The sequence below is a fragment of the Prosthecobacter sp. GW821-HT29F12 genome (assembly GCF_058803405.1).
The window spans coordinates 5,807,631-5,833,509 of the sequence record NZ_CM179517.1; the positions used below are offsets into that span (position 1 = coordinate 5,807,631).

At 59.2% G+C, this 25,879-nt stretch carries 23 protein-coding genes; 16 read left to right on the forward strand and 7 right to left on the reverse strand.

The features are described from left to right. Positions 1-7: 7 nt before the first annotated feature. Positions 8-1,786: a SulP family inorganic anion transporter gene (locus tag AC3RLQ_RS24170; RefSeq protein WP_493031218.1), complete on the reverse strand. Its 1,779-nt coding sequence runs from the start codon at positions 1,784-1,786 to the stop codon at positions 8-10. Positions 1,787-1,973: 187 nt separating this feature from the next. Here AC3RLQ_RS24170 and AC3RLQ_RS24175 point away from each other — a divergent pair, with 187 nt between their 5' ends. Beyond that, complete coding sequence (locus tag AC3RLQ_RS24175; RefSeq protein WP_493031219.1) at positions 1,974-2,270, forward strand: Smr/MutS family protein; 297 nt, start codon at positions 1,974-1,976, stop codon at positions 2,268-2,270. Positions 2,271-2,276: 6 nt separating this feature from the next. Here AC3RLQ_RS24175 and AC3RLQ_RS24180 read toward each other — a convergent pair whose 3' ends face one another. Further along, the gene (locus AC3RLQ_RS24180; RefSeq protein ID WP_493031220.1) at positions 2,277-2,660 is read right to left on the reverse strand and encodes a hypothetical protein; all 384 of its coding nucleotides are present in this window, start codon (positions 2,658-2,660) and stop codon (positions 2,277-2,279) included. A 254-nt stretch (positions 2,661-2,914) separates the two neighbouring features. Between AC3RLQ_RS24180 and tig the strand changes: the two genes are divergently transcribed. Next, positions 2,915-4,264, forward strand: a complete 1,350-nt coding sequence (tig, locus tag AC3RLQ_RS24185; protein ID WP_422317615.1) for a trigger factor — start codon at positions 2,915-2,917, stop codon at positions 4,262-4,264. A 160-nt stretch (positions 4,265-4,424) separates the two neighbouring features. Next, positions 4,425-6,371, forward strand: coding sequence for a RecQ family ATP-dependent DNA helicase (locus AC3RLQ_RS24190; RefSeq protein WP_493031221.1), 1,947 nt, complete (start codon positions 4,425-4,427; stop codon positions 6,369-6,371). A 44-nt stretch (positions 6,372-6,415) separates the two neighbouring features. Here AC3RLQ_RS24190 and AC3RLQ_RS24195 read toward each other — a convergent pair whose 3' ends face one another. Next, positions 6,416-6,961 carry a hypothetical protein gene (locus AC3RLQ_RS24195; RefSeq protein ID WP_493031222.1) on the reverse strand — a complete coding sequence of 182 codons (546 nt, stop codon included), beginning with the start codon at positions 6,959-6,961 and terminating at the stop codon, positions 6,416-6,418. A gap of 121 nt (positions 6,962-7,082) precedes the next feature. On the opposite strand from AC3RLQ_RS24195, the gene AC3RLQ_RS24200 reads away from it, so the two are divergent. After that, complete coding sequence (locus AC3RLQ_RS24200) at positions 7,083-8,333, forward strand: SGNH/GDSL hydrolase family protein (protein ID WP_493031223.1); 1,251 nt, start codon at positions 7,083-7,085, stop codon at positions 8,331-8,333. 8 nt (positions 8,334-8,341) lie between these two features. On the opposite strand, the gene AC3RLQ_RS24205 is transcribed toward AC3RLQ_RS24200, so the two are convergent. Next, positions 8,342-9,898: a phospholipase D-like domain-containing protein gene (locus AC3RLQ_RS24205; RefSeq protein ID WP_493031224.1), complete on the reverse strand. Its 1,557-nt coding sequence runs from the start codon at positions 9,896-9,898 to the stop codon at positions 8,342-8,344. Positions 9,899-9,970: 72 nt separating this feature from the next. On the opposite strand from AC3RLQ_RS24205, the gene AC3RLQ_RS24210 reads away from it, so the two are divergent. Genes AC3RLQ_RS24210 through AC3RLQ_RS24225 form a run of 4 tightly spaced genes read left to right on the forward strand, consistent with a single transcriptional unit; the run spans position 9,971 to position 13,594 of the window. Further along, positions 9,971-10,729 carry a creatininase family protein gene (locus AC3RLQ_RS24210; protein WP_493031225.1) on the forward strand — a complete coding sequence of 253 codons (759 nt, stop codon included), beginning with the start codon at positions 9,971-9,973 and terminating at the stop codon, positions 10,727-10,729. Then, positions 10,702-11,151: a hypothetical protein gene (locus tag AC3RLQ_RS24215; RefSeq protein WP_487681290.1), complete on the forward strand. Its 450-nt coding sequence runs from the start codon at positions 10,702-10,704 to the stop codon at positions 11,149-11,151. The genes AC3RLQ_RS24210 and AC3RLQ_RS24215 overlap by 28 nt, the downstream gene beginning before the upstream one ends. 4 nt (positions 11,152-11,155) lie before the next feature. Then, a complete protein-coding gene (locus AC3RLQ_RS24220; RefSeq protein WP_493031226.1) occupies positions 11,156-12,397 on the forward strand; it encodes an MFS transporter in 1,242 nt (413 codons plus the stop codon). Positions 12,398-12,403: 6 nt separating this feature from the next. After that, on the forward strand, positions 12,404-13,594 hold the full coding sequence (locus tag AC3RLQ_RS24225; RefSeq protein ID WP_493031227.1) for a sialidase family protein: 1,191 nt from the start codon (positions 12,404-12,406) through the stop codon (positions 13,592-13,594). 6 nt (positions 13,595-13,600) lie between these two features. Here AC3RLQ_RS24225 and AC3RLQ_RS24230 read toward each other — a convergent pair whose 3' ends face one another. After that, the gene (locus AC3RLQ_RS24230) at positions 13,601-14,032 is read right to left on the reverse strand and encodes a hypothetical protein (RefSeq protein ID WP_493031228.1); all 432 of its coding nucleotides are present in this window, start codon (positions 14,030-14,032) and stop codon (positions 13,601-13,603) included. Positions 14,033-14,078: 46 nt separating this feature from the next. Next, positions 14,079-16,388, reverse strand: coding sequence for a hybrid sensor histidine kinase/response regulator (locus AC3RLQ_RS24235; protein WP_422317633.1), 2,310 nt, complete (start codon positions 16,386-16,388; stop codon positions 14,079-14,081). 326 nt (positions 16,389-16,714) lie between these two features. Between AC3RLQ_RS24235 and AC3RLQ_RS24240 the strand changes: the two genes are divergently transcribed. The 8 genes from AC3RLQ_RS24240 to AC3RLQ_RS24275 all read left to right on the forward strand — a co-directional run bounded on the left by AC3RLQ_RS24240 (position 16,715) and on the right by AC3RLQ_RS24275 (position 25,436). Then, positions 16,715-17,122, forward strand: coding sequence for a ComEA family DNA-binding protein (locus AC3RLQ_RS24240; RefSeq protein ID WP_493031229.1), 408 nt, complete (start codon positions 16,715-16,717; stop codon positions 17,120-17,122). Positions 17,123-17,296: 174 nt separating this feature from the next. Further along, positions 17,297-17,842 (forward strand): NuoI/complex I 23 kDa subunit family protein, encoded by a 546-nt coding sequence (locus tag AC3RLQ_RS24245; RefSeq protein WP_395730385.1) that lies wholly within the window; start codon positions 17,297-17,299, stop codon positions 17,840-17,842. Continuing rightward, on the forward strand, positions 17,842-18,420 hold the full coding sequence (locus AC3RLQ_RS24250) for an NADH-quinone oxidoreductase subunit J family protein (protein WP_397384637.1): 579 nt from the start codon (positions 17,842-17,844) through the stop codon (positions 18,418-18,420). Before AC3RLQ_RS24245 ends, AC3RLQ_RS24250 begins: the two co-directional genes overlap by 1 nt. Beyond that, positions 18,417-18,734, forward strand: coding sequence for an NADH-quinone oxidoreductase subunit NuoK (gene nuoK / locus AC3RLQ_RS24255; protein WP_294401205.1), 318 nt, complete (start codon positions 18,417-18,419; stop codon positions 18,732-18,734). Before AC3RLQ_RS24250 ends, nuoK begins: the two co-directional genes overlap by 4 nt. A 9-nt stretch (positions 18,735-18,743) precedes the next feature. Further along, positions 18,744-20,624, forward strand: coding sequence for an NADH-quinone oxidoreductase subunit L (gene nuoL / locus AC3RLQ_RS24260; RefSeq protein ID WP_493031230.1), 1,881 nt, complete (start codon positions 18,744-18,746; stop codon positions 20,622-20,624). Positions 20,625-20,636: 12 nt separating this feature from the next. Further along, a complete protein-coding gene (locus AC3RLQ_RS24265; RefSeq protein ID WP_493031231.1) occupies positions 20,637-22,097 on the forward strand; it encodes a complex I subunit 4 family protein in 1,461 nt (486 codons plus the stop codon). A gap of 7 nt (positions 22,098-22,104) precedes the next feature. After that, a complete protein-coding gene (locus tag AC3RLQ_RS24270) occupies positions 22,105-23,577 on the forward strand; it encodes an NADH-quinone oxidoreductase subunit N (RefSeq protein ID WP_493031232.1) in 1,473 nt (490 codons plus the stop codon). Between the two features lie 608 nt (positions 23,578-24,185). Continuing rightward, positions 24,186-25,436, forward strand: a complete 1,251-nt coding sequence (locus tag AC3RLQ_RS24275; RefSeq protein WP_493031233.1) for a C39 family peptidase — start codon at positions 24,186-24,188, stop codon at positions 25,434-25,436. Here AC3RLQ_RS24275 and AC3RLQ_RS24280 read toward each other — a convergent pair whose 3' ends face one another. Next, positions 25,437-25,868 carry a DUF5069 domain-containing protein gene (locus AC3RLQ_RS24280; RefSeq protein ID WP_493031234.1) on the reverse strand — a complete coding sequence of 144 codons (432 nt, stop codon included), beginning with the start codon at positions 25,866-25,868 and terminating at the stop codon, positions 25,437-25,439. It lies immediately after the preceding gene. Between the last annotated feature and the right edge of the window lie 11 nt (positions 25,869-25,879).

Sequence of the window (25,879 nt, forward strand, 5' to 3'; positions counted from 1 at the left end):
GTCAAAACTAGAGCTTGGGTGATTTCGAAGGGTCGTAGTAGATACGCACATCAGCGTCTTTGATGCCTAGAATCTCCTGAGCACGGCGCAAAGCATTCCGAGTGGAAAGATTGGGATTGGACGGGCTGGCGGGGAAGAGATTGTCCTTGCCGATCACCTCCACCATGCCCGCACCTTTCAGCACGCGGTACAGATCTTTCGACACGCCGCTGACGATCAGGTCCCGTCCGTCAGCACGCAGCGTGCGCACCAGTTCTTCAATCGCCATGGCACACGTGGCATCGAGGTGGCGTGCATTCTTGAGCCGTAGGATCACAATCCGCAGATTCGGGTCGGTGCAGGAGCCCTGGATCTGCGTGCGGAACAGGTCGGCGGACGCAAAAAACAAATCGCCCTCCACATGCACGATGGAGATGGCCGGATGCTGGCGTCCGCCCTGGTGCGCTTCAGCCAGATTGCCCTCCTCATTGAAGACGTACTCCACCAGCGAGGGCTGGCTGGCTTTGTGCAGGTAGAGAATGATCGAAATTCCCACACCGGTGAAGATCGCCACATGCAGCGGCACCATCAGCGTGGCCACGAAAGTTGTGACGAACACCGCCGCATCCGCCCCCGTGGCTCGCAGGGAAATCTGAATCTGCCTCTTGTTGATGAGTGCCACGGCCACGCAGATCACCATCGCTCCCAGCGCGGCCTTGGGGATGAACGCCACCAGCGGGCCGATCGTCAGCGCCGCCACCAGACACACCACGCCGCTGACAATCGCGGAGACCGGCGTCACCGCCCCGCTCTCATACGCCGCCAGCGAACGCGTCAGAGAATGAGAGGCAGGCATGCCGCTGAGGTAGGCGCAGGCCAGATTCGCCGCGCCCAGGCTCAGCATGTCCTGATTGGCATCCACATTGTGTCCTGATCGGCTGGCCAGCGTCCGCGCCATCGCGGAGTTTTCCATCATCGCCACAAACGCGAGCGAAAGCGCCAGCCCAAAAAGCTGGCTGAACTGCGCCGAGGCATTGCCGCTGGTGAAGTCAGGAAACGGCGGCAGCAGCGTGCGCCAGGTGAAGGACAGGTCTGAATAGGTGGCCACCTGCAGCCCCGCTTTGTTCATCATCACCGCGATCAGTGACATCAGGATGAGCGTCAGCGTCAGGGCCGGGAATCGTTTGCCGAAACGTTTGAGACCGTAGTAGCAGCCAATGGCCAGAGCACAGATCAGCGCACTCGGCCAGTGAATGCCCCCGAGATTGCCCAGCACATCATGCAAATCGGAGACCAGCGTTCGAGCCACGGGTTTCCCGGAAGGCTCGGAGATCTGCTGCCCCAGCACCACCGGGAGCTGATGCGCAAACATCTGCAACGCGGCACCAGTGAGATACGCCACTACTACCGCCCTGCTGATGAACCGCGCCATGTCCGCCACGCGGAAATACGCGCCGAAGATCAGCAGCGCACCCACGAGGAACACCAGCATCGGCATCGAGGCCATTTGATTCAGGTTGGGAAAGGCGGCGAAATAGGACGATACCATGAACGCCGTGGCATTCGTCGGCCCATAGATGGAATGCCGTGAGCTCATCAGCAGCGCCCCAACCACACAGGCCACGGCGGAACAAGTGATGCCATAGGCCAGCGGCAGTCCGGCCACCACGGCAAACGCCATGCCCTGCGGGATGGCCAGTAGCGCACCGTCCAGCCCGCTTCTGGAGTCCGCCTTGAACATTTCTTTGTCGTAGCCCTTCAGCATCTGCCTGAGCGGAAACGGGTCCAGCTCACTGGCTGCGGCCATGGTCTGCAGCCATGTTCGGCCCCGACTTGCGAATTCACGCAGTTGCTGGAACCAGGCTTGTAGATGGGAGGGCAAAAGAAACTCCTTGGAAACGCTTGGCCCAAGCTAAACGCCTCAGCACAGATCACAAGCTTTGTGCTTATACGATTGCCACTGGACTCGAGGTTCTACCGAATCACCTTCCACCATGCCCGAAGACGCCGACGAACCGATCCCCGATCTGGTGGAGCATCCCATCGGTCCAGAGCTCGACCTGCACACCTTCCGGCCTAATGAAATCGGCAGTCTGCTGCCTGAATATTTCGCCGAATGCCGCAAGCGTGGCATCCTCCGCGTCCGTATCATCCACGGCAAAGGCAGCGGCACCCTTCGAAGCGGCGTCCATCAATTGCTCGCGAAACTGCCCGAAGTGCAGCAATTCATCTGGCCTGCCGATGAAACCAGCGGCTCCTGGGGCGCCACCTGGGTCATTTTGCGGGCCTGAAGCTCGTCAGGGAGCCCAGTCCGCACTCGTCCACACCTTCGGCTTGGCGTTTTCCAGCTTCTCCAAATCCAGCGCCGTGCCGTTTTTGACTTCCAGCTTCTGCCCGCGGATTTCCAGCGTCAGGGGGCCGGCGAGGTCGGCTTTTTCCAGCCAGAAACGCAGGCGGACGTCGCCCGTGGTCTGGGCTTCGATGCTTGGCGGGCGTTCCACAGGCAGAATAAAAGGGGGCACCTCTTTGCCTGCTCCATTGACCAAACGCACGTCCGGCGCCTGCATGGAGAGCGGCCGGGGGCTGGAATTCTTGTAGCGCACCTCCAAATCCAGCCGGGCATTGCCAAAATCCCGCTCCAGCGTGCTGCGGCGCAGCTGCAGGGGGGAATCGGCGCTCATTTCGGCTCCAGAACTGTTTTCAGCGGGGTTTGGGGCCGTTTGAAAGGACCACCAAATAGCGATTCCGCCTACGATAAGCAGCAGCCAGACCTCAAATCTCTGAAAAATACGCATGATGGCTAAAATCGGGGATGTCGTTCTCTGTTTGTCAAAACCGTCAAACTGTCTATCATGCGCGCCCCTCCGGCCCGGACGCGGTTCCCCACCGCCCGGTTGTTGCGATGGAAAACACTTCGCCCCCTAACCTCTTTCTCATGAACATCAACGTCGAACATCAGCCCAACTGCCGCGCCGTCGCCCACGTCCGCGTTCCTTCCGACCAGGTCGGCAAAGAACGTGACGAGATCATCACCTACTTCGCCGGCATGGTGCGCATGCCCGGCTATCGCCCTGGCAAAACGCCGAAGAGCATCGTCGCCAAGCGCTACGAAAACGAAGTGAAGGACGAACTCGAGAAGAAGCTCATCAGCGAAGGCCTGCGCCAGGCGGTGAAGAGCGAAGGCCTCGAACTCCTCAACGTCCTCGCCGTGAACGACAAAATGTATCACGACACGGACAAGAGCTTCAGCTTCACCATCGAGATGAGCCTCGCGCCGAAGTTTGAGCTGCCCGAGTACACCGGCATCCCGGTCAAGCTCCCCCGCATCGAAGTCACCGACGCTGATGTGGACCACGATCTCCTTCACCTCCGTGAAAACCAGGCCACCTACGAAGACGTCGACCGTGTCGCCGCTGTGGGTGATGTCGTCGTTCTCAGCGTCACCGGCAGCCTCGATGGCCAGCCCATTGCCGAAGCCATGCCAGATGCCCCCTCCCATCTCAAGGAGATGAAGGAAAACTGGTTCCTCCTCGCCGACGAAGACGATTTCCTCCCCGGCTTCTATGCAGGCCTCGTCGGCATCGCCAAAGATGACGAGCGCACGCTCAACATCACCCTGGCAGACGACTTCAACTTCGAAGCCCTGCGCGGCAAGACCATCGCCCTGAACGTTAAATGCCACGGCGTGAAGAACAAGGCCGTGCCGGAACTCACCGAAGAGTTCATCAAAAAGATCGCCGGTGAGGAAATGAGCCTCGAAACCCTGCGTGACGAAGTGCGCGATGCCATCCGCCGCCGCCGTGAGCAGGCTCGTGATGCCGCAAAGTCCAATCAGGTCATCGCCCACCTCTTTGAAAAAGTGGAGTTCGAACTTCCTCAGGAAGTCGTGAACCGCGAAGCCCAGCGCCGCACCAACGAAATCGCCCAGCGCGCCATGCAGCAGGGCATCGGCGAAGAAGAGTTGATCAAGCAGCAGGACGAGATCCTCAACAGCGCCACCAATCAGGCCCGCCAGAACGTCAAAGTCAGCTTCATCCTTGAGCAGATCGCCAAGAAGGAAGCCCTCGAAGTTCCCGCCCAGAAGATCGCCATGGCCCTCGCACAGATCGCCGAGCGTCAGAAGACCCCCGCCAAGAAGTTCATGGCCGAGGCTCAGAAAAACGGCCTCATCGACAACGTCCGCAGCGACCTGCTCCTGCAGGAAGCCATGGAGTTCCTCAAGTCCAAGGCCATCGTCGAAGAAACTGAGCCCGAGCCGGAACACTGCGACACTCACAGCAAGTAATCTCGGAGCCTGGCTCTGAATTAAAACGTCCCTGAATTAAATCAGGCTGGAGGCCGGCGAATTTTCGCCGGCCTTCGCATTTTGCTGTGGCGGGTTTTGGTGTGAGCCCAGCCGCAAGGTTTGCATTGCATCCCAAAGCCCGCGTGTGCCATGAGTGCGCATGCCTCACGATCTTCACGCCGCACTCAAACAGCACTTTGGCCACAAGGCCTTTCGTGCCGGACAGGAGCAGGTGATGGAGGCCCTGCTCGCCGGAAGAAGCGCACTCGCGCTCTTCCCCACCAGCGCGGGCAAATCGCTCTGCTATCAACTTCCCGCGCTGCTCATGGACGGCGTGACGCTGGTCATCTCGCCGTTGATTGCGCTGATGAAGGATCAGGTGCAGGCGCTGCGCGCGCGTGGCATTGCCGCCGCACGTTTGGATTCTTCGCTCTCAGCGGATGAAGCGGCGCAGGTCTTTGACGACATGCGGAATGGCACGCTGAAGCTCCTCTACATCGCCCCGGAGCGGCTCATGAATGAAAATTTCGTCGAGCGCCTCAAGCGCCTGCGCATCTCCATGATGGCGGTCGATGAAGCGCACTGCATCTCCGAGTGGGGCCACAATTTCCGCCCGGAATACCTGCGTCTGGCACTCGTCGCGAAGGAGCTCGGCATCAAGCCCGTGCTCGCCCTCACCGCCACGGCCACGCCATCGGTCGCCGCAGACATCCGCAAGGCTTTTGGCATTGAACCACCGGATCATGTTCAGACCTCCTTCCTGCGGTCCAATCTCCATTTTCGCATCACACCCTGCACCGCCCAGCAGCGCCTGCCTGTGCTCACCAAGCTGCTGCTGAAGCGCAAGGTGCCCTCCATCGTGTATGTGACACTGCAAAACACCGCCGAGCACGTGGCCACGCATTTGCAGAAGAATGGCGTGAACGCTCTCGCCTATCATGCCGGTTTGCCCGACGAACACCGGCACGCCGCGCAGGATGCCTTCATGAACGGCCAGACCGATGTCATCGTCGCCACCATCGCTTTCGGCATGGGCATCGACAAAGCCGACATCCGCGCCGTCTATCACTACAATCTTCCCAAGACCCTCGAAAACTACTCGCAGGAAACCGGCCGCGCTGGTCGCGATGGCAAGGTCTCCGTCTGCGAGCTGCTCGCCTGCGCGGACGACTGCATCGTGCTGGAAAATTTCACCTTTGGCGACACGCCCACGCCGCAGGCCATCCGCCAGCTTCTCGATCATCTGCTGCTCCAAGGCGCGGAATTCGATATCTCGATGTACGATCTCGCTCACGCCACGGACATTCGCCCGCTGGTCATCGAGACGGTCATCACCAACCTCGAACTCGACGGCATCCTGCGTCCTCTCGGCTCCTTTTACGCCAGCTATCAGTTCCGCTTCATTCAGCCCGAGCAGCGCATCCTTTCCGGCCATAAACCCGAGCGGCAGGCATTCCTCCGCCTGTTGTTTCAATGCGGCAAGCGCGGCACCAAGTGGATCACGCTGAATCCTGACGAAGCCGCCGCCGAACTCAATGAACCACGTGACCGCGTGCTCAAAGCACTCACCTGGCTGCAGGAATCCGGCGACATCGAGCTCAAGCCCAGCGGCAGCCGCCAGAAATATCGTCTATCCGAAGACGCGCATCGTCGTGACCCGAAGGAGATCACCAAAAAGATGCAGCAGCTCTTTGGGGAACGCGAACGCCGCGATGTCGAGCGCTTGAACGAAGTGCTCACCTTCGCCCAGCATCGCGGCTGCCTCACCCGCTGGCTCCTGCATTACTTCGGTGAAGAAATGGCCGCCGACTGCGGCACCTGCACCAGCTGCAAAGAGCGCGAAAAAGGCATCACCGACGAGTCACCTCGCGAAATCCCGCAGTCCGAGCCGCCGCCAATCACTGTCGAGCATGTCGCCGCCATTCACGATGTCATCGCCGAGCGCAAAGCCGCGCTGCGCTCATCCCGCCAGCTCGCCCGCTTCCTCTGCGGCCTCACCAGCCCTGCCACCACGCGTGAACGCCTCGGCAGACATCCCAGCTTCGGTTTGCTGGAGCGCATTCCCTTTGGCGATGTCCTCGCGCAGACGGAAACGATGCTGGGGTGAATCAAGGTGATCCTCACAGTTCTTTGTGAGGATTACTTTAGGGCTCAGCGATCAACGGCTTGTTCGGCGGAAACGCGGTAGTACCTGCGGCTCTGTTTCCCCAGCACAAACCAGCAAAGCAACGAGATGACTATGGCAAAACCGATCCACCGCCCAACTTCTAAGGTTTGGTCATCCGAGGCGCCAGGCCAGGAGATTTTGAACCAGGCACTCCCGAGGCTTAAAAGGGCGGCAATAGCCAGGCAAAGACTGACGAGCCAATAAACCCAAGGTTTTCGCTTCTCAGCAAGTATCGCTCTGCACGCGATCAGGCACCCAATAAACCATGCCCATGAGAACCAATCACCATGGAAGCTTGGAATACCAATGTGAAACGGCTCTCCTCCAAACCGGGTGAGGATCCATGATGCGCCTGCAAAGAAAAAGACGAATGCCAGGAGTAGAATTGAGCACCCACCCGTCAGCGCTGGCAATGCTAGACAACCCAAGGCAGCACGACTCGATGATGGTAGAGCAGGGGGGACATTGGCTGCTGAAGCCGGTATCGGCTTTTCAAAGCCTGAATCTGGACTCTGGTTGGAATCGCTCATCAGTCGTGAAGGCTAGTGGCTTGGTCGTCTTGCCACAAGAAGTGAGTTTAGGGATGGCTAAACAATTCCTTGCCAGAACTCCCCTTTTTTGGAGGTATGTCCCTCTCTCAATTCAACCATCATGCGCATTCTCCCGCTTCTTTCCATCCTCCTCGCCGCCGTCAGCCTGCGTGCGGAATCCCTGCTGCCGCCAAACGCCCGTGTCGCCGTCATTGGTGACAGCATCACCGAGCAGAAGATCTACTCCAAGTACATCGAGACCTACCTGCTCGCCTGCACCGGGCGCAGCGACATCAAGGTCTTTCAGTTCGGCTGGAGCGGCGAACGTGCCGGCGGCTTCGCGGCTCGCCTCGAAAACGATCTCGCGGTGTTCAATCCAAATGTCGCCACGACCTGCTACGGCATGAACGACGCCAGCTACAAGCCCTACGCCCCCGAGATCGGCGCTGAGTATGAGAAGAACATGCGTCTGGTCATCGACGGGCTGAAAAAGGTCGGCGTGAAGGTCATGGCCATCGGCTCCCCTGGTGGCGTGGACCCGGATTACTTCAAGAAAAACGTCACCGGCCAGGACTACAACGACAACCTCTCCCACCTGCGTGACATCGCCAAGAAACTCGCCGAAGAGAACAAGCAGCCCTTTGCCAACGTGTTTGACACGATGATCAGCGCTCTCACCAAGTCGAAGGCGGCGCTGGGCAAAGAATACGGTCCTTTCGGCGGTGACGGCTTCCATCCGGCACCTGCGGGTCAGCTCTTGATGGCGCAGGCATTTTTGAAGGCGCTGGGCTTTGAAGGCGATATCGGCACGGTCACGGTCGATATGAAAGGTCCCAACACCGCGAGCACCGGCCATACGGTCAAAGGTCTGCAACTCGGCAGCGTGACCCTGGAAAGCACCAAGTGGCCGTTTGTGTTCGACGCAGATCCTGCCTCGGCCAGCAGCAATCGCAGCATCCTGCCCTTCACCAGCTTCAATCAGGACCTCAACCGCTTCACCCTCAGGGTGCTGAACTTGGGCAGCGCCAAGGCCAAGGTCACCTGGGGCACCCAGAGCAAGGAATTCAGCCGTGATCAGCTCGCCACCGGCATCAACCTCGCCGCAGAGTTCACCAAGACCCCGTTTGATAATGACTTCGCCGCATTGACCAACGCCATCACCCAGAAGGAGAGCTATGAAACGATCCTGATCAAAAATCTCGTCACGCACATGCGCGTGATCGCCGCCGAAGCGGCCGAAGATCCCAAAGTGGCCGGGGCTCTGACGAAGCTGAAGAAGAAACTGGCCGATGAGCATGCCAAGCAGGACGCCAACGTCCGCAAGTTCATCAAGCCCGTCACGCACACGATCAAGGTCGACGAAATCCGCTGAGGCGGCACTCAGAGCAGGTCTTCCCAGGGCAGGCAGCGGTAGATGCAATACTCAAGCCGGCGCATCAGAGACGCGCCGGGTTCGATGCGTCGCACGGTTCGCCAGCCATTGGGAAGCTGCCCTGTCCAGAGGAAGGAGCCGCTGGCATCTCGCGTGATGTGCCAGCTGTTCTCCGGCTGCAAACCCTTCATCAAATGTGATTTCAAGCGCGCCGCGAATGCCGCGCTTTGGATGATCACGCCCGTCTCGGTATTGATGTATTTGGAGCGGGGATCCATGTTGTAGGAGCCGATGAACGACAGGCGGTCATCGATGACGAACCCTTTCGTGTGCATGCCCAGCGGCGTGAGTCTGCGGGCATGGATGTAGTCTTTACGATCTGCCGCATGGGAGTTGAGCTCAAAAAGGCTGACTCCGCTGTCCAGTACGCCAGCGCGACGGTTCGCGATCCCCGCCATCGCGGCTACCCCGTCGATGGAAGCCAGGGAATTGGTCAGCACCTGCACGTCCACACCACGCGCGGTGGCCGCTCTGAGCAGTTCCAACGTGTCTTTCTGGGGAATGAAATAAGCGGCATGCATCGTCACGTCGGACTTCGCCTTGCGAACGGCAGTTTCAATTTTGCGCCATACTGGTGAGGCTACTTGTCCCTGCCGCATCATGCGCTCCGGCGGGTCCGCTACAAATTCGTACTCAGCCCAGATCATGCGGCTCACGATGTTGTGCAGGGTGTCCAGTGACTCCGCCCGGCTCAGAGAGAGGGGGAAGGGGCGGCCGCTCCTCGCGGCGAGCGTGCGTTTTTTGCGTGCGATGTGCCGGCGCAAATCCTGGAGTTCTTCACGATCATGATCGGTGATTTTTGTCTGATCGCCCATGCGTGTCAGCGGCGAGCGCCAGAAGAGCTGAAAAGACCTGGCAGCCGCTTCCACCACCGGCCCTGCGGCGATGAAATCCAAATCCCGCATGTTGTGCCTTCGATCAATGCCAAAATACGCATCTCCCAGATTGCGCCCGCCGCCCATGACGAGGGTGCCGTCCGCGATCATGAGCTTGTTGTGCATGCGGCTTTGCATGCGGTCGATCTCACCGATCACCGGAATCGGGTTTCCGGCGAAGATGCCCTTGAGGTCGGTCATCGGATTGAAGAAGGCCACGCGGATGTTGGGGTGCGCCGCCAGCGCCGCAGAGCGCACCTCCACCTGGGCATCTGTGGTGTTGTCCAGCAGCAGGCGCACTTTCACACCTCGGTCGGCGGCTGCCAGCAGACGGTCGGCAAAGGTGGTGCCGACCACATCGTCTCTCCAGATGTAATATTGCACGTCCAGCGTGCGCTGCGCGGCCTCCACCATGGCCAGACGCGCCAGGAAGGACTCGCGGCCATCCTCCAGCATTTCAAATCCAGCCGTGCCCTCGCGGCGCACGGTGTGCTGGCGGCAGGCATGCGCGATGGTTTCCTGACTGACAAATCCCACCGTGGGTAGCGCGCCATTTTTCGGACCGGAGGTCCCGCAAGCTGCCTGCAGAATGAGTGTCCCACCAAGCAGTAGACGGGGCCATAATTTCATCAGGCAGGATTCCAGCGCGGAACAAAGATGCAAGTCCATCAAAAAACGAATCGCGAATGGCGTTCTAATCGGATGCTTTTAGCTGATCTCACCTGGCCCGCTGTGGCCGCCCTGGACAAAAACACCCCCGTCATCTTTCCCGTCGCCGCCTTGGAGCAGCATGGCCGGCACATGCCCGTCTTTACGGACAGCATGCTGACAAATGAACTCGTCCGCCGCACCGAGGCCGCCCTGGGAGAGCGGGTGTTGATCGCCCCGTTGACCTGGCTCGGAAATTCGCACCATCACATGGACTTCCCCGGCACCTTGTCCGCAGAGCCACGGCTGTATCTCGATCTGCTCAACGGCCTGATGGACAACTTCATCGCCCATGGCTTCAAGCGCCTCGTCTTTCTCAACGGCCACGGCGGCAACGACATCCCCGGCAAGCAGGCCGTCTTCGAAACCCGGCAGAAATATCGGGATCGCAGCGATCTGCTGCTCCTCTTCGCCACCTACTGGAACCTCGGTGCCGAGCCCTGGACTCGTGATCCTTCCATTCAGCAACGCGTCATGGGCCACGCCTGCGAATGGGAGACCAGCATGGTCCTGCGCCTCCGCCCCGAACTCGTAATCGATTTGAACAAGACGGGTGATGTCCCCTTCGGCAACGCCTTCGAGCCCGCCTCCCGCGGCTGGATCATGCCCGACCGCAGCGAGCCCGGCCACGTCGGCGATCCCCGCTCCGCCACCGCCGAAAAAGGCGAGGTGCTGTTCCAATGCTTCAGCGAGTCCGTCGTGAAGCTGCTGGAACGCGTGATTGCATGGGATGGGAAAACATGGGAAGGCTAACCGAAAGAATAAAACAATTGCCTGTGGATTCCAAACCTCGCTCTACATGGAAAGGGTGTCTCTGCGGCTTTGCGCTCTTTCTTCCCATGGCATGTGTCCAACACAAAACCATTCAGTCGGTTTCGAATCCCATGGATGCAGTATGGTCTCGGATTCGTGATCGTATCGACAAGCTGGGGGATGAACATGCGCATGAAGCTGATTGGCGTAAAGCCAGCGAGCCTCAGCCCGAGGTTGTCAGCTCGATTTCTGATTTGCATGAACAGACCAAGGACTTGGAGATTACCGCAGCCGAGAGAGAAGTGCTGCCGGCGGCTTTCAACAAGTCTTCACGGGTCGTTAACTTTGGATTCGAATGCAACTATCATGCGCTGGTCTTTTTCGACCAGGCAGGGAAATGCTGGAAGGTAATCAAATGGTGAATGTATGACTGCACAACGCTCCTCCCTCTGGAAATGGTATCTCTGCGGCCTCCTGCTGCTGGCCACAACGATCAATTACATGGACCGCCAGACGCTGGCGAATGCCTCAACCAGGGTGACGAAGGAGTTCCATCTGTCGCAGGAGCAGTATGGCGACATGGAGCTGGCGTTCGGTTGGGCGTTTGCGGTGGGATCTCTGGTGTTCGGCTTTTTGGCGGACCGGTTTCGCATTTACTGGCTCTATCCGGTGGTGCTCAGCGGATGGTCCCTGATGGGGATTGCTTCGGCGCAGACGGAAGGCTACTGGCCGCTGCTGACGTGCCGTGTGCTGCTGGGCTTCTTTGAAGCGGGCCACTGGCCGTGTGCCTTGAAGACGACGTTCGCACTGCTGCAGCCAAAGGACCGCACCATGGGCAACAGCGTGCTGCAGAGCGGGGCGTCCATCGGCGCTGTGGTGACACCCCCGCTGATGATCTGGCTCATGACGGACGAGCTCTCCAGCTGGCGTCTGGCCTTTGAAGCCATCGGCTTCATCGGGCTGCTTTGGGTGGTGCTTTGGTTCGTGTCGATGCGCAAAAATGATCTGGATGTGGTGGTGGAGGATGACCCATCGAAACGCGAGAGTATGTGGGGCATTCTTCGGGGCGGCCGCTTCTGGGCGCTGGCCATTTTAATCTTCGGTGCGCAGACCTGCTGGCACCTCTTCCGCGTTTGGCTGCCGAAGTTCATGCAGGAAGGACGCGGCTACTCGGAGACGGAGGCCCTCGCCTTCAATTCCGCCTATTACATCGGTACAGACATCGGCTGCATCGCCGCTGGGATCATCTCACTCTGGCTCGCCCGGCGGTTCACCATCTCCGCACACGGCGCCCGGCGGTGGGTGTATGCAGGCGCTTGTTTCATGACGTCGTTCAGCGTGCTGCTGCTCTGGCTGCCCAAAGGCTGGCCGCTCATGGGGGCCATTCTGATCGTCGGTGCCGGCGCCCTGGCTCTGTTTCCCTGCTACTACAGCTTTGTACAGGAGCTTTCCGACCGCCATGTGGGAAGGCTCACCGGCTTGCTCAGCACCTGGGTGTGGGCAGTGTCATCCCCCATGCACAAGCTCTTCGGCAGACTCGTGGATGAAACGAAGTCCTTTGATCTCGGCATGGCGATGGCTGGTCTTGTACCTTGGCTCGGCGTCATCGCCATGAAGCTTCTGTGGGACACGCAAAAGTCGAAGGACCCGGCAGCTGCGGTGCGTTGAGTGGGCATGATTCGTCTGCTGACCCCCGTCTTGTTCGTCGTTTCGGTGCTGCACGCCGCCGAGCCCTATGAACTGAGGCTCGAAACAATCACCAAAGGCTATGACGGTACAATGTGCTGGGTGCATCCGCGTGCAGGCGCCATCCCCGGCAGCCCTCCGCAGGTCGTGCTGACCATGCAGAAGCTGCTGCTCACGGGTAGCGATGTCTTTTATGCGCTGAACCATGTCAGCACCTCCGATCTCGGCAAGTCGTGGACTCAGCCGGTCGAGCACACGAACACCCTGGGTCGGCGTGCGGAACCAGATGGCGTGATCGTAGCCGCCTGTGACTTCACCCCGAAGTGGCATGCAAAATCAGGCAAACTCCTCGGCATCGGCCACACCGTGCGTTATTCCGGCGACAAGGTCATTCATGAACGCCCCCGCGAAACCTGCTTCTCCGTCTATGATCCGCAGAAGTCCACCTGGACGCCATGGGCCACATTGCCGATGCCCTCAGATCCGAAATTTGAAAATGCAGGCGCAGGTTGTGTGCAGCGGGTGGATTTGGAAAACGGTGACATCCTGCTGCCCATCTACTTCAAAGCCAAAGGAGATAAATACTACTGCGTCACCGTGTTGCGCTGCAGCTTTGACGGCAGCACACTGCGCTTCATTGAGCAGGGCAATGATCTCGCACTGGAATCCGGGCGCGGTGTGTATGAGCCGTCATTGATCCGTTGCGCGGGTAAATTCTATCTGACCCTGCGCAATGACACCGCAGGCTACGTGTGTGTCAGCGATGACGGCCTGCACTTCAGCGAACCGAAACGCTGGGACTGGAGCGGCGGCGGCGATCTGGGCAACTACAACACCCAGCAGCACTGGGTGGCGCACAAAGACCATCTCTACCTCGTTTACACCCGCAAAGGCGCGAACAACGATCACGTCTTCCGCCATCGCGCCCCGCTTTTCATGGCGGAGGTGGACAAGGCCGGCCTCACCGTGAAACGCGAAACCGAACGCATCCTGGTGCCTGAACGCGGCGCACGACTCGGAAACTTCGGCGTGTGCGAGGTCAGTGAAAACGAAACCTGGGTCACCGTGGCCGAGTGGATGCAGAAGAACGGCCCGGACATCGTCATCAAGCCCGACAACAAGTATGGCGCTGACAACAGCGTCTATGCCGCGCGCATCCTGTGGAAGGATGGCAAATAGCCTGCATCAGCCCAGATACTCCCCCGCAATGACCTCCTCCTCGCCCTCATTCTCATGGATGGCACGGGATATGACCCGTTCGGTCACTTCATCGAGGTAAGTTTGCAGTACCTTGCTGAGTTCGAGAAACTCGGGCCACAGCGTTTCATCCACAAAACTGCGCGGCACTCGGACCATCACCGTGGTCCGCCTCTGACGCGCATAGCGGTACGGTCTGAGCTCATATCGGCGTAGCAGGGCGGTGAAAAGTTTTTTCGACCAGCCATCGGCAAGGGTGAACTTGTACTCAATGGGCCGCTCGATCTTGGCGGTCTCACCCAGCCGTCGTTTGATGCGCATGATGGCATCGGCGGCGGCTTCTTTCTCACCGGGAGTCGCAGCGCCTGCATAGAGCCGCTCGATTTTGCTGAGCTTGTCGAGAAGGTCCTGTTCGCGCATGCAGGTTCTTTCTCAAACCAGGCGCACTTGTCAACGCAAGCCCCGCTTAGGAAGCGCGGCGGATGCCACGTGTCGCCAGGATGTTGCGCACCAGCCGCAGCATGTCGGCAGGCTCATAGGGCTTTGGCAGCACGGCGGCAAAGCCATAGGCTGCCGGATTGGCCATCACCGGATCATCCGAGTAGCCGCTGGAAACGATGGCAAAGACTTCAGGGTCGATGGCGCGGAGTTTTTCCATCGCACGCACACCACCCATGCCATTGGGAATGCTGAGGTCGAGAATGACGAGGTCAAAGGCCCGGCCTTGGGTCACGCTTTCCTGGTACATGCGCACCGTTTCACTGCCTTCGGAGCTCTCAGCCACATCGAAGCCGTTGCCAGTAAGATTGCGGACAATCAACGAGCGCACCAGCGGATCATCCTCCAGCACCAGAATGCGCGGATTGGCAGCGTTCAGTTCCGGTGCCGCGTCGAACACCTTGCTGAGGCCAAAGGCATCGGCTTCCTCACCATCGGAATCCAGCGGCAGGTAGAAGCGCACCGTGGTGCCTTTCCCATGCTCGGAACTGACGGTTAGCGAGCCGCCGTGGGCTTTCGCAATGGATTCGCAGACCGTGAGGCCCAGCCCAGTCGCATTGTCAGCCTTGCGGGTGCTGAAGTAGGGCTCAAAAATATGCGGCAGATGCTCCGTCGTGATGCCTTCACCTTTGTCTTCGACTTCGATGGCGAGGCCTGAAGGCTGGAAGTTCGTGTCGGTGACCATTTCACCCGGGAACATCTCGGCGTGATCAGGCGCGAAGCAACGCACGGTGATTTCCCCGCCATCGGGCTGCGCCTGTTCGGCGTTGCGGATCAGATTGCTCAGCAGGCGGCGGATCTGGGCACCATCAATGGCTATTTGCGGCAGGCCGGGCTGTACTTCGATCCGATACTCCACGCGATTCGCACGCGTGTGGTGCGTAAAGAAGGTCTCAATAAGGTCGCCAAGGCGGATCTGTGTTTTGATCGGTGCACCGCCACGGGCAAAGGTCAGCAGTTGCTGCACAAGGTTCTGCGCCTGCAGCGTGGCCTGCTTGGCCGTGTGCAGTTCAGGCAGAGTGATGGCATTGCGCAGGCGCATCTCGGCCAGCGAGATGTTGCCCAGCAGCACGGTAAGCAGATTGTTGAAATCGTGGGCAAAGCCACGCGCCAGCAGCCCGAGTGATTCCAGGCGGTCGATGCGATTGCGGCGTTCCGCTTCCTCGCGCCGCGCCGTCACATCCTGCACCAGGAGCAGCAGGCCTTCTCCGAAGGGGTAACCGCGCAGTTCCAGCCAGATCTGTTTTTCGTCCAGGTAAAGCTCACGGTTCACCGTCTCCCGGTGCAGCATGGCATGGGCAAAGGCCTCATGATGCAGTTCGCGGGTCGCGCTGGGCATGATGTCCCACAGCGAAAGACCCAGCATGTTCTGCAGGTTGCGGTCAAAGAGGCGCAGCGCGCTCGCGTTGGCATAGGTCACCCGCCAGCGGGCATCCAGCGCAAACAGCGGGTCGGAAATGCTCTCCACCACATCCACGAGTGGCGCAGTACTGCGGTTCGGGATAGGCGTTGCTTCCACCGGCGCTGGCACAGCAGCGGCTCGGAAGAGAATGATGAGCCCGGTCAGCTGGCCCTGCGCATCACGCAGCGGTGCCGTACGGTCCTGGATCGGTACACGCTCACCCGCCAGGGTCGTGAGGTAAACCGTGCGCTCAGCGGCTTGCGTAGCTGACTCCGCAGAAAGAATCTCCGCAGGCTCACCCGTGCTCTGATAAATACGAAACACCTCGTTCAAGGAACGGCCGACGGCCTCCTGCGCATCCCAGCCCGTGGCACGGGCGGCGGAGGGGTTCATAAACACCACGCCTCCAGACAGATCCGCGGCGATCACGCCATCAGCCAGGCTTTGAAAAGCCTCAAAGTAGCTGTGTTCACGGCGCTGGCGCTCGTTCTCTTCAAAATGGCGCTGCGCAGCCACTTCCACGGCAAGTCGCAGTTCGTCGTGATTGAAAGGCTTCAGCAAGTAACCATGGGGGTGCGTTCCTCGAGCGCGGGCCACGGTGTCCAGATCCGCGCAGGCTGTAACATAGACGATGGCCACTCGGCTGCGGCTCTGCAGCTCACGGGCGGTGTCAATCCCATCCATCTGCCCCGCTAAGTGAACGTCCATCAAGACCAGATCAGGCCGAAACTCATCCAGCCGCTCCAGTGCTTCCTCTCCAGAAGCGCAGATGGCGACCACCACATAGCCAAGTTTGCCAAGGGTCGTGGCCATGTCGCAGCCCACGAGGCCCTCGTTCTCGACGATTAATATACGAATGCGGTCAGAATTGGTCATTTCCCCGTTAGTTCCATTATTCTAACCGATATGAATTAGAAACGCCATAGGAATTCTAAGTCCTTTTATTCGACTGGTGAGAATTTGCCAGAAAGGACTCACGGTCCGGACGGCACTTGTCCGGATACCTTGCCTGTTGGTACTGACAGGGCCGTTGTTTGCTGAGACATAGAAATTTACATCAGTGCCTTTGCACAGCCCTTCTTCACCGCACCGCTCAAATGAGGCATAGTGGCTTCTGAAAAAAAAGAAGCCTGCGAAAATTTGGCTCGCCATCCCTCCTGTTCTTTTAATAACCTTGCTGCTCACTTCACAAAATCTCTCTCATGAAATCGTTCCTCGCATTTCTTGCTGTTCTGGCTCTCAGTTTCTCGCTCTCCGCCGCTGAAACCGCTCCGCCAACGAAAAGTCCGGAGAAACCCTCAGCCAAAGTGGAGGCTGTAGCCAAAACACTCGCGCCCCAAGAAAGGGCCCAGTTGCTGACTTTGCTGAACCAAGGTGATCTGGCGGCGCTCATGGCGATTCCCGGCATTGGTGAAGTTCGCGCCAAGGGTATTCAAAAAGCCCGTCCCTTGCCCGATGTGACCAACGTGGTCAGTGTCGATGGCATCGGCGAGGGCATTTTTGCTCAAATGGTCGCCTATGCGAAGGCAGGCTTTCCCCAGCCGGAGAAAAAAGCTCCCGCCAAAAAGAAGTCCTCGCCGAAGAAAGCGGACGCCCCGAGCCCAAAATAGCCTGCAGAGGGGAGCTTTGGAGCCCCTGCCGCTCATTCAGGCGATTCAAGGCCCATTTCGGCCTGATTTTGGGATTCCGGCCCGACCTTGTGAAATTTTTCACAAATAGCGGTTGCCGCACTGCGGGACGTTCGGATAATCAAACCCGGTTCTCCTGCGGTTCCCTGCTCATACATGGCCACTATCATTGTACAACGTCCCAAACTTGCCTGGCATGAACGCTGGTTCATTTCCACGCTGCTGAAAGGGCTGAAAATCACGATTGGGCACGGCATCAAGACCTTCCTCCAGATCGCCGGGGGCAAGCCCAAGGTCACGATGGAATACCCGGAGCAGAAGTGGGACGAGCATCTGCCCGAACACTATCGTGGCGCCCCCGCCCTCGTCACCGACGAGCAGGACCGCGAGCGCTGCGTCAGCTGCCAGCTCTGCGAGTTCATCTGCCCGCCCAAGGCCATCAAAATCATCCCCGGCGAGATACCCAGCGATGACCCGTGGGCCAAGGTCGAGAAGCGGCCCAAGGAATTCGACATCGACATGATTCGCTGCATTTACTGCGGCATGTGCGAGGAGGTCTGCCCGGAGCAGGCCATTTTCCTGCGCAAAGACTACGCCATCACCGGTCTCTCACGCCAGGAGATGGTGCACAACAAAAAGCGCCTCTATGAAATCGGCGGCCAGCGCGTGGGGCTGGTGAACAAGTGGAACGAGCTCAAGTAATGCCCCCTCTGCTGTTCTATCTCTTTGCACTGATCACCCTGGGCTTCGGCTTCCTGGTCGTCACCGGTCGCAATCCAGTCACCTGCGCTCTCGCGCTTGCGGCCAGCTTCGTCGGCCTCGCCGCGCTGTTCCTCAGTCTTGACGCCTATTTTATAGGAGTCATCCAGATTCTCGTCTACGCCGGCGCAGTGATGGTGCTCTTCCTGTTCATCATTATGCTGCTGGACATCAAGACGGAGGAGGGCAAGAAAATCAATGTCCCCGCCATCGTGTCCGGTGTGCTGCTGGCGGTGTTGCTGACTCTGCAGATCATCGCAGTTGTCGGCAGTACTGAACTGGCGAATAAAACCTCGCAAAATACCCCCCTGGCTCTGGCCGAGGCGGCCGGAAAGATCGGCAAAGCGGCGCTTCCCACGATTACCAACGACCTCAAAGCAGGCACGCTGCCTGATGCCAAGCTGATCGGCTTCACCCTTTTTGATCAATACGGCTTCCACCTTCAAGTCATCGGCCTGCTCCTGCTCGTCGGTACGATCGGTGTCGTCGTTCTCAGCAAACGCGAAAGGAGCGCCCCATGATCACCCTTGGCCACTATCTCGTTGTCAGCGGCATGCTGTTCTCTCTGGGTCTCGCTGGCGTCATTGCCAGAAGAAACATCATCATTGTCTACATGTGTCTGGAGATGATGCTCAGCGCAGCCAATCTCGCTCTCGTCGGCTTCTCCCGCTTTCATCTCGTCAACGGCCTGCCGGATTACACCGCGCAGTCGCTCGTGTTCTTCACCATCACCGTGGCTGCTGCTGAAGTGGCCGTGGGTCTCGCCATCATCGTGGCTCTCTTCCGCTCCAAGCAGAGCGTGGATGTGGAGTCCGTCACCAAACTTCAAGGATAACGCGCCCGCATGCACGCCAGCATCATCCTACTGCTGCCATTCTTTTCGGCGCTCGTCATCCTTCTGGGCCACCGTCAGCTCAAAGGGGCTTCCGTGCTCATTTCGGTGGGTTCCTCGATCATCTCCTTCATCGCCTGCCTGTTTTTCCTGGCGGCTGAAGACGACAACAAGCTGCTCCTGCCCTTCCTCGATGTCGGCGGCCATTTCCATGCAGGCATTGAGGTCCTGATCGACAAGCAGAGCCGGGGCATGATGTTCATCGTCAGCTTCATCGGCATGCTGGTGCACATTTTCTCGCTCGGCTACATGAAGGACGACGACGCAAAGCCGCGCTTCTTCGGCTCGCTCTCACTCTTCATGTTCTCCATGACCGGCATCGTGCTGGCTGGAAACCTGATCATGATGTTCATCTTCTGGGAGCTCGTCGGTCTGAGTTCCTACCTGCTCATCGGCCACTGGTATCAAAAAGCCAGCGCCGCCGAAGCCTGTAAAAAAGCCTTCCTCACCAACCGCATTGGCGACTTCGGCTTCATGATCGGCATTTTGCTGCTCTTTGGGGCCAACCACGGCAGCGTGAACCTCGATGATCTCGCCACGGCCTTCAAATCAGGCCCGCTGGCCCCCGGCGCACCCGGTTACAGCGCAGGTTTCACCACGGCCGCCGCTTTGTGCATCTTCCTCGGCGCGGTCGGCAAATCCGCCCAGTTCCCGCTCCATGTCTGGTTGCCGGACGCCATGGAAGGCCCCACCCCCGTCTCCGCCCTCATCCACGCCGCCACCATGGTCGCTGCAGGTGTTTACATGCTGGTGCGTGTGAGCTTCCTCATTGAGGCTTCGCCCTTGGCGGCGGAAATCATCGCCGGCATCGGCTGCTTCACCGCCTTGTTGGCGGCCTTGATGGCCACCCAGCAGAACGACATCAAGCGTGTGCTGGCCTATTCCACCCTCTCCCAGCTCGGTTACATGGTCATGGCCGTCGGTGCCGTGGCGATGGCTGCCCAGCACGGCCACGAGGCGCACGGCCCGAATCCCGGCCATCCGGCCATGTTCCACCTCTATACGCACGCCTTCTTCAAGGCGATGCTCTTCCTCGGCTCAGGTGCCGTCATCTATGCCTGTCACCATGAGCAGGACATCTGGAAGATGGGTGGTCTTCGCAAGCACATGCCCGTCACCTTCTGGACCTTTCTCATCGGCACTCTGGCATTGATGGGCCTTCCATGGGTTACCAGTGGATTCTACAGCAAGGAAGGCATCTTGGGAGCGGCTTATGACAGCGGCTGCAGCATTCTCTTCCACTCCGCCACGCTCACAGCACTGCTGACTTCGTTCTACATGATGCGGTTGGTCATCATCGCCTTCTTTGGCAAGCCCCGCACCGAATCTGCGCATCATGCCACCGAGGTGCCTGTGATCATGCTGCTTCCTCTCGTCCTGCTGGCGGTCTTTTCCATCTTCTCCGCCTGGGACGGCTTCGCCACGCCGCTGCAGGCCTACAAGCCGGCGCATGAACCGCCCCATACCACGGTGCTGGCGGCTTCCATCCTGGCATTCCTCGTTGGCACCGGCGGTGCCATCTACCTCTATCGCGGCAAGGACAAGGACCCGATCAGCATCAAGCTCTTCGCCAACAAGTTCTACTTCGACGAAATCTACGCCGTCATCGTCCGCATCTGCCAGGACCGCCTCGCTTGGATCGTCACCGCCTTGGAGCGTGTGTTTGTCGATGGCCTCATCGCCCGCCTGCCCACGGCGATCGTTGCCCGTCTCGGAGCCGCCACCCGTCTGCTGCAGGGCGGCCATCTGCAAGGCTACACCTTCCTGCTGGGCGGTGGTGTCATTGCTGTGATTTATCTTGTCGTGTTTGTGCTGCCCCGCATGGGCCATTGATGGAGAAACTGAATGAGCGTTCTTGAACTAATCATCGCACTCCCGCTGCTCGCCGCTCTGGCGATCTGGCTCGGTGCGCCTGCCCGCGCTGCATCCCTCGGTGCCACGTTCATCAATCTGATCTTCGTGTTCTACACGGCGGTTCAATACTGGGGCAAAACGGGCCTCGCTTTCACCCATTCCCGCCCGATCCTCGAAAATCCATCGCTCAGCTTCGCCGTCGGTGCGGATGGCATCTCGATCATCCTCGCCCTGCTCACCGGGTTGGTGATGCTCGCTGCCATCTGGCAGATTGAGGATCGTCCCCCGATCTTCTACGTATCCTCGCTGCTCATCGGCGGTGGCGCCCTTGGGGCATTCCTCACCACGGATGTCTTCTTCATCTACGCATTCCATGAGCTCGCGTTGATCCCGACCTTCCTCATGATCGCGCTGCATGGCCGTGCCGAGCCTGCCCAGCGCAAAGCCGTTGCATGGAAGGCCACCATTTACCTCGGTGTCGGCAGTCTCGTCCTGCTCGCCGGTTTGGTCTGGCTGGTGCTCGAATTCAGCGGCGGCTCCAAGCTCACCTTCGACCTCGAAGCCCTCCGCAGTCAGGCCAAGCTCAATCCCTTGCCCGACGCCAAGCAGGCGCAGATCTTTTTTGTCCTCCTTCTTGGGTTTGGCTCCCTCGTCAGCCTCTTCCCCTTCCATAGCTGGGCCGCGCCGGCTTACGCCACAGCACCCACTCCCGTGGCCATGCTGCATTCCGGCGTGTTGAAAAAATTCGGTCTCTACGGCCTCATCCGCATCGCGCTTCCGCTGCTTCCTCAGGGAGCTCATGTGGAATGGGTGCAGAACGCGCTGCTCTTGATGCTGCTCGGCAACATCCTCGTCATGGGCCTCGTCACCATCCATGCGAGCCGCCTCGACAATACCTTGGCCAACTCCAGTGTCATGCACATGGGCTACATCTTCCTCGGCATTGCCGCAGGAACCGAGATCGCCCTGAAAGGCGCGGTGATCCTCATGTTCGCACATGGTATCTCCATCGCGTTGCTGTTCGGCCTTTGCGGCCGCATGCGCAATCAGCTTGGCACTTTGGAGTACAACAAGCTCGGTGGCCTCGCCACTCATGCTCCAGCGTTCACGGTGTTGTTCGCCTTTGGCTCCTTTGCTTCCATCGGCCTCCCAGGCCTCACCAACTTCGCCGGCGAAGTTTTGATCTTCCTCGGCAACTTCACCGAATTCAAAGCAGGCGTCCTGACCAATTTGCAATGGACCGTCATCCTGGCGCTCTGGGGCGTGGTGATGTCCGCAGTTTACATGCTGCGCGCCTACCGCAGCATCTTCCACGGCAGTCCTGCCACAGGCCTCTTCATGATCGATCCTGTGTTCTCCCAGCGCGTGCCGTTCATCATGCTCGCCACCACGCTGCTTGTCACCGGCTGCTGCCCTTGGCTGCTGCTCAACCTCATGAAATCCGCGCTGTAGTCCTGCCATGAGCGTTTTCACCATCGAAGCCGGCCTCGCCATTCTCGGACTCGTCCTCCTCTTGCTGGAGGCCTTCAAGCCCGACATCTCCCGTCGCACTCTCGGTCTCACCGCCATCGCTGGCGCCGCCCTCGCGCTCGTGCTGTTGACCATCGCGCCGCACGACTCTGCCAGCCTGCCCGGCTTCATCCAGCCTTGGCATCAGCTCGACAGCCTCGCCCTCTTCTACAAGGGCTTTGCGCTCGTCATCACCATTCTCGTGCTCTGGCTCACGCTGGAATGCGCCCCCTACCTCACCCGTTTCACTGTCGATGGCAAACTGGCCGAAATGTTCAGCCTGCCGCTCATCGTCTGCGCCGGCATGATGTGGATGGCCTCCGCCCGCGACCTCGTCACCGTCTTCGTTGCGCTCGAACTCGTCACCGTCTCCTTCTACGTCCTCGTCGCCTTCGCCCGCAAAAGCGCCTTCAGCCTTGAAGCCGGCGTCAAATACCTCATCCTCGGTGCTCTTTCCACCGGCGTCCTCGTCTATGGCATCGCCTGGATCTACGGCGCCACCGGCACCATGAGCTTCGATGGCATCGCCAAGGCGCTCGCCAATCCTGCCACCAGCAAAACCACCGCGCTCTTTGGTGCCGCTGTGCTGCTCTGCGGGCTCGGCTTCAAAGTCGCCGCCGCTCCTTTCCACATGTGGGTTCCGGACGTCTATCAGGGCGCTCCCACTCCTGTGACCGCCTTCCTTTCCGTCGGTTCTAAAGCCGCTGGCTTCGTCGTCCTCACTCGTGCCCTGGACGCCTTCATGGCCGAAGGCTCCATCATTGGCAGCGAGGTCCAGGGCTTCCTGCTCGTCATCGGTTCGCTCACCGCCCTGCTCGGCAGTCTGCCCGCCATGTTCCAGACCAGCGTCAAGCGTCTGCTCGCCTACTCCAGCATCTCCCACGCAGGCTACCTTCTCCTCGCGCTCGCCTGCCGCGAAAGCGCCCGTTTCGATCTCTCCTCCGGTGGCGTCGTCGCCTTCTACCTCGCCACCTACCTGCCCATGACCGTCCTCGGCTTCCTCGGCCTCGGCCTCATGCGCGCCAACGGCCTTGGCGAAGACATCAAGGACTTCACCGGACTTGCCAAACGCAACCCGCTGCTCGCGTTGCTGATGACCATTTCCTTCGCCTCCCTCGCCGGTCTGCCGCTCACCGCTGGTTTCCTCGGCAAGCTCTTTGTCTTCCTCGGCCTCGCCGACCACGGCTACTGGGGTGCCATGAGCTGCGCCGTCATCGCCGCCGCCGCCGGTTTCTACTACTACTTCAAGACCATCCTCGCGATGTACACCACCGAAGGCACCGACGTCCCCGCGCTCACCTTCTCAGGTCCCGCCAAAGCTGTCGCCGGTGCCCTGGCTCTCGTCATCCTGATCCTTGGTGTCTATCCCAAGCCACTGCAAAGCGTTCTGACGTCAGATCGCCCTGCTGTCGTGGCGAAGTGAAGGGAAGAATGATTTGTAGGCTGTGTGATGACTTGGCCTGTCAGTAAACATTGACAGGTTTAGGCCAAACCAGATACATAAGCCGCATGAAATTTCGGCTGCTCCTCGGTTCGGTTCTGCTTGCATGGCTGAGCTTTCATTCTGCCGCCAATGCGCAGACCAAGTCTTCCGGTCCTTCCATCGATGATTTGATCGACTGGTCTGATCCTCTGGCTCTGACGCAGCAAAAGCTGATCAGCTTTTTAGATGCGCACAGTAAAGACCGACGCAAGCCCTCATACACCATCGTGACAGATGAATCGGAGAGCCGAGTGACTTTTCACCCTGGGAATTCGGCTCAAGGTAGCATGTTGGAAGACACCATGTTTGGCGGCCTCTTTGAGGTTACGCACGTTGCCGTAAGCTGCTACCGCACCAGCTCTTCCTTCGACATAACACTCAACAATAGGAACGTGACGAAGAAAAAGCTGGCCGCACTTGAGATCCTTCTCGCGCAAAAAACCGGCGATTCTCATCCCAAAGAGGTCCCGGTTGGGTCGTCGGGTCAAACGGCGCTGTGGTGGGTAAATCCAAAATATAGGGTTGGTATTACTTCGGATGCTTATTCATTGAACTTTTCCATCTCAGGCGTGCCCCCCACGCCGCAGCCTTCTCAACGACAGGCTGCAAGCGAGCCCGACAAACAGCCGACATTGTCTGCAAATCTCGACGCCCTGCTGAACTTCGCTGGATTGTGGCAGTGGACACCAGCTGATCTCGAAAAGAACTACGTGCTGAAACTCCAAGATCAGGACAAGCAGCCGAAGCCGCCGCAGTTTGAATGGGTGAGCAGCTCCAAAGACCGCGCGCGCTTCTCCCGCCACATGTTCACCAACGCGGAGACCAAACTGACCATGTTTGGCGGCTCCATCAAAGTGGAAGAAGCCATTCTCGAATTCGTCAACGGCAAAGCCGCACGCGCCACCATCTCCTTCTACAATCGCGGCGACTCGGGCGATATCACCACGGCGGAATTCGACCGCATTTTCAAATTGATCGGTCAAAACCTCAGTCAGGTGATGAAGGTCGCTCCCAAACGGCAGATATTGTCCTCCAATGCCGCCCTGCCAGTCACCGGCTGGAACTGGACTTCGCCCAGCGGCGTCGCCCTGCTTGAGTACAACGAATACAACACACCCGGCAAAGTCACCAAGCCTGAGTTCCTGCGCCTGAAACTCGCCGCACCCAATCAGGCCGACTGGAGCATGGGCAAGATGGCCACCGGCGTTCAGCGCATGGAACTGCTCCAGCGTGTGAAAAAGACGGCTGAAGGTGATGTCTACATTTCCGGCGTACCCATGGTGGATCAGGGGCAGAAAGGCTACTGCGTCGCTGCCAGCTGCCAGCGCCTCTTTGAATACATGCGCATTCCCTGTGACCAGCACGAGATGGCCAAACTCGTCAGCATCGATGCTCAAGGCGGCGCCGATATCACCACCATGCAGAAGAGCCTCGCCAAGATCGATGGAGCCTTCAACGTGACTTTCAAACCGCTGATCAATCCCGAACAGTATTACTCCAGAGGCAAGCGCCGTGTCTCAGAGAAGGAGTTCCTCTCCATCATCAAGGAATACACCGACAAAGGCGTGCCTCTGCTCTGGGGTTTGTTCCTTGGCCAGAAGCCCGAAGATCCACCGCTCCCAAACGGTGGGCAGGTCAGCGGCGGCCATATGCGCATGGTCATTGGTTATAACCTGGCCAAGAACCAGGTGCTCTTCACCGACTCCTGGGGCGCTGGCCACGAGCTGAAGCGCATGGCGCTGCTGGATGCCTATGACGTCACCTTGGGCCTCTACTCCATGGCTCCGCGCGGGTTGTGATCAGGGTGCACGTCCTTCTTCGACATCCATCATGTCAAAGAACGTCACCAAGTCTTCGCGATGAGCCAGGCCAGCCTCGGCCCGCTGCTTGATGAGCCCTTCACTGGCAGCATCGCGCCAGCCGCGCTTGTGCATGAAGCCGTTCCAGATTTCAATCTGCTCTGCCGTCGGCCGGTTGCCATTCAGGCAGCACCATTCCAGGATTTCTTCGTCCGTTCCACCAGCCAGCGTGCGCTCTGAAAGCTCATTGAAGTCCACCCCGAGAAACTTGCACACACGCTCGTCAAAGGTGCGGTTCCCCGGCATGTAGCCCAGGTGGTAGCCATCGGGCAGTTTGCCTTCCTTGGCGTTGAGCCGGATTTTATCGAGAATGCGCCCAAAGACGGCGATGCCGCCGACCAAATCACGAGGAGAACGAATGGGAAATGCCATGCGCCTTTTTA

What these genes read in the sequence shown, in the direction of transcription:
- AC3RLQ_RS24170 (WP_493031218.1), bottom strand. Translation starts at nt 1,786, where the DNA reads ATGGCCGCAGCCAGTGAGCTGGACCCGTTTCCGCTCAGGCAGATGCTG.
- AC3RLQ_RS24175 (WP_493031219.1), top strand. Translation starts at nt 1,974, where the DNA reads ATGCCCGAAGACGCCGACGAACCGATCCCCGATCTGGTGGAGCATCCC.
- AC3RLQ_RS24180 (WP_493031220.1), bottom strand. Translation starts at nt 2,660, where the DNA reads ATGAGCGCCGATTCCCCCCTGCAGCTGCGCCGCAGCACGCTGGAGCGG.
- tig (WP_422317615.1), top strand. Translation starts at nt 2,915, where the DNA reads ATGAACATCAACGTCGAACATCAGCCCAACTGCCGCGCCGTCGCCCAC.
- AC3RLQ_RS24190 (WP_493031221.1), top strand. Translation starts at nt 4,425, where the DNA reads ATGCCTCACGATCTTCACGCCGCACTCAAACAGCACTTTGGCCACAAG.
- AC3RLQ_RS24195 (WP_493031222.1), bottom strand. Translation starts at nt 6,961, where the DNA reads ATGAGCGATTCCAACCAGAGTCCAGATTCAGGCTTTGAAAAGCCGATA.
- AC3RLQ_RS24200 (WP_493031223.1), top strand. Translation starts at nt 7,083, where the DNA reads ATGCGCATTCTCCCGCTTCTTTCCATCCTCCTCGCCGCCGTCAGCCTG.
- AC3RLQ_RS24205 (WP_493031224.1), bottom strand. Translation starts at nt 9,898, where the DNA reads ATGAAATTATGGCCCCGTCTACTGCTTGGTGGGACACTCATTCTGCAG.
- AC3RLQ_RS24210 (WP_493031225.1), top strand. Translation starts at nt 9,971, where the DNA reads ATGCTTTTAGCTGATCTCACCTGGCCCGCTGTGGCCGCCCTGGACAAA.
- AC3RLQ_RS24215 (WP_487681290.1), top strand. Translation starts at nt 10,702, where the DNA reads ATGGGATGGGAAAACATGGGAAGGCTAACCGAAAGAATAAAACAATTG.
- AC3RLQ_RS24220 (WP_493031226.1), top strand. Translation starts at nt 11,156, where the DNA reads ATGACTGCACAACGCTCCTCCCTCTGGAAATGGTATCTCTGCGGCCTC.
- AC3RLQ_RS24225 (WP_493031227.1), top strand. Translation starts at nt 12,404, where the DNA reads ATGATTCGTCTGCTGACCCCCGTCTTGTTCGTCGTTTCGGTGCTGCAC.
- AC3RLQ_RS24230 (WP_493031228.1), bottom strand. Translation starts at nt 14,032, where the DNA reads ATGCGCGAACAGGACCTTCTCGACAAGCTCAGCAAAATCGAGCGGCTC.
- AC3RLQ_RS24235 (WP_422317633.1), bottom strand. Translation starts at nt 16,388, where the DNA reads ATGACCAATTCTGACCGCATTCGTATATTAATCGTCGAGAACGAGGGC.
- AC3RLQ_RS24240 (WP_493031229.1), top strand. Translation starts at nt 16,715, where the DNA reads ATGAAATCGTTCCTCGCATTTCTTGCTGTTCTGGCTCTCAGTTTCTCG.
- AC3RLQ_RS24245 (WP_395730385.1), top strand. Translation starts at nt 17,297, where the DNA reads ATGGCCACTATCATTGTACAACGTCCCAAACTTGCCTGGCATGAACGC.
- AC3RLQ_RS24250 (WP_397384637.1), top strand. Translation starts at nt 17,842, where the DNA reads ATGCCCCCTCTGCTGTTCTATCTCTTTGCACTGATCACCCTGGGCTTC.
- nuoK (WP_294401205.1), top strand. Translation starts at nt 18,417, where the DNA reads ATGATCACCCTTGGCCACTATCTCGTTGTCAGCGGCATGCTGTTCTCT.
- nuoL (WP_493031230.1), top strand. Translation starts at nt 18,744, where the DNA reads ATGCACGCCAGCATCATCCTACTGCTGCCATTCTTTTCGGCGCTCGTC.
- AC3RLQ_RS24265 (WP_493031231.1), top strand. Translation starts at nt 20,637, where the DNA reads ATGAGCGTTCTTGAACTAATCATCGCACTCCCGCTGCTCGCCGCTCTG.
- AC3RLQ_RS24270 (WP_493031232.1), top strand. Translation starts at nt 22,105, where the DNA reads ATGAGCGTTTTCACCATCGAAGCCGGCCTCGCCATTCTCGGACTCGTC.
- AC3RLQ_RS24280 (WP_493031234.1), bottom strand. Translation starts at nt 25,868, where the DNA reads ATGGCATTTCCCATTCGTTCTCCTCGTGATTTGGTCGGCGGCATCGCC.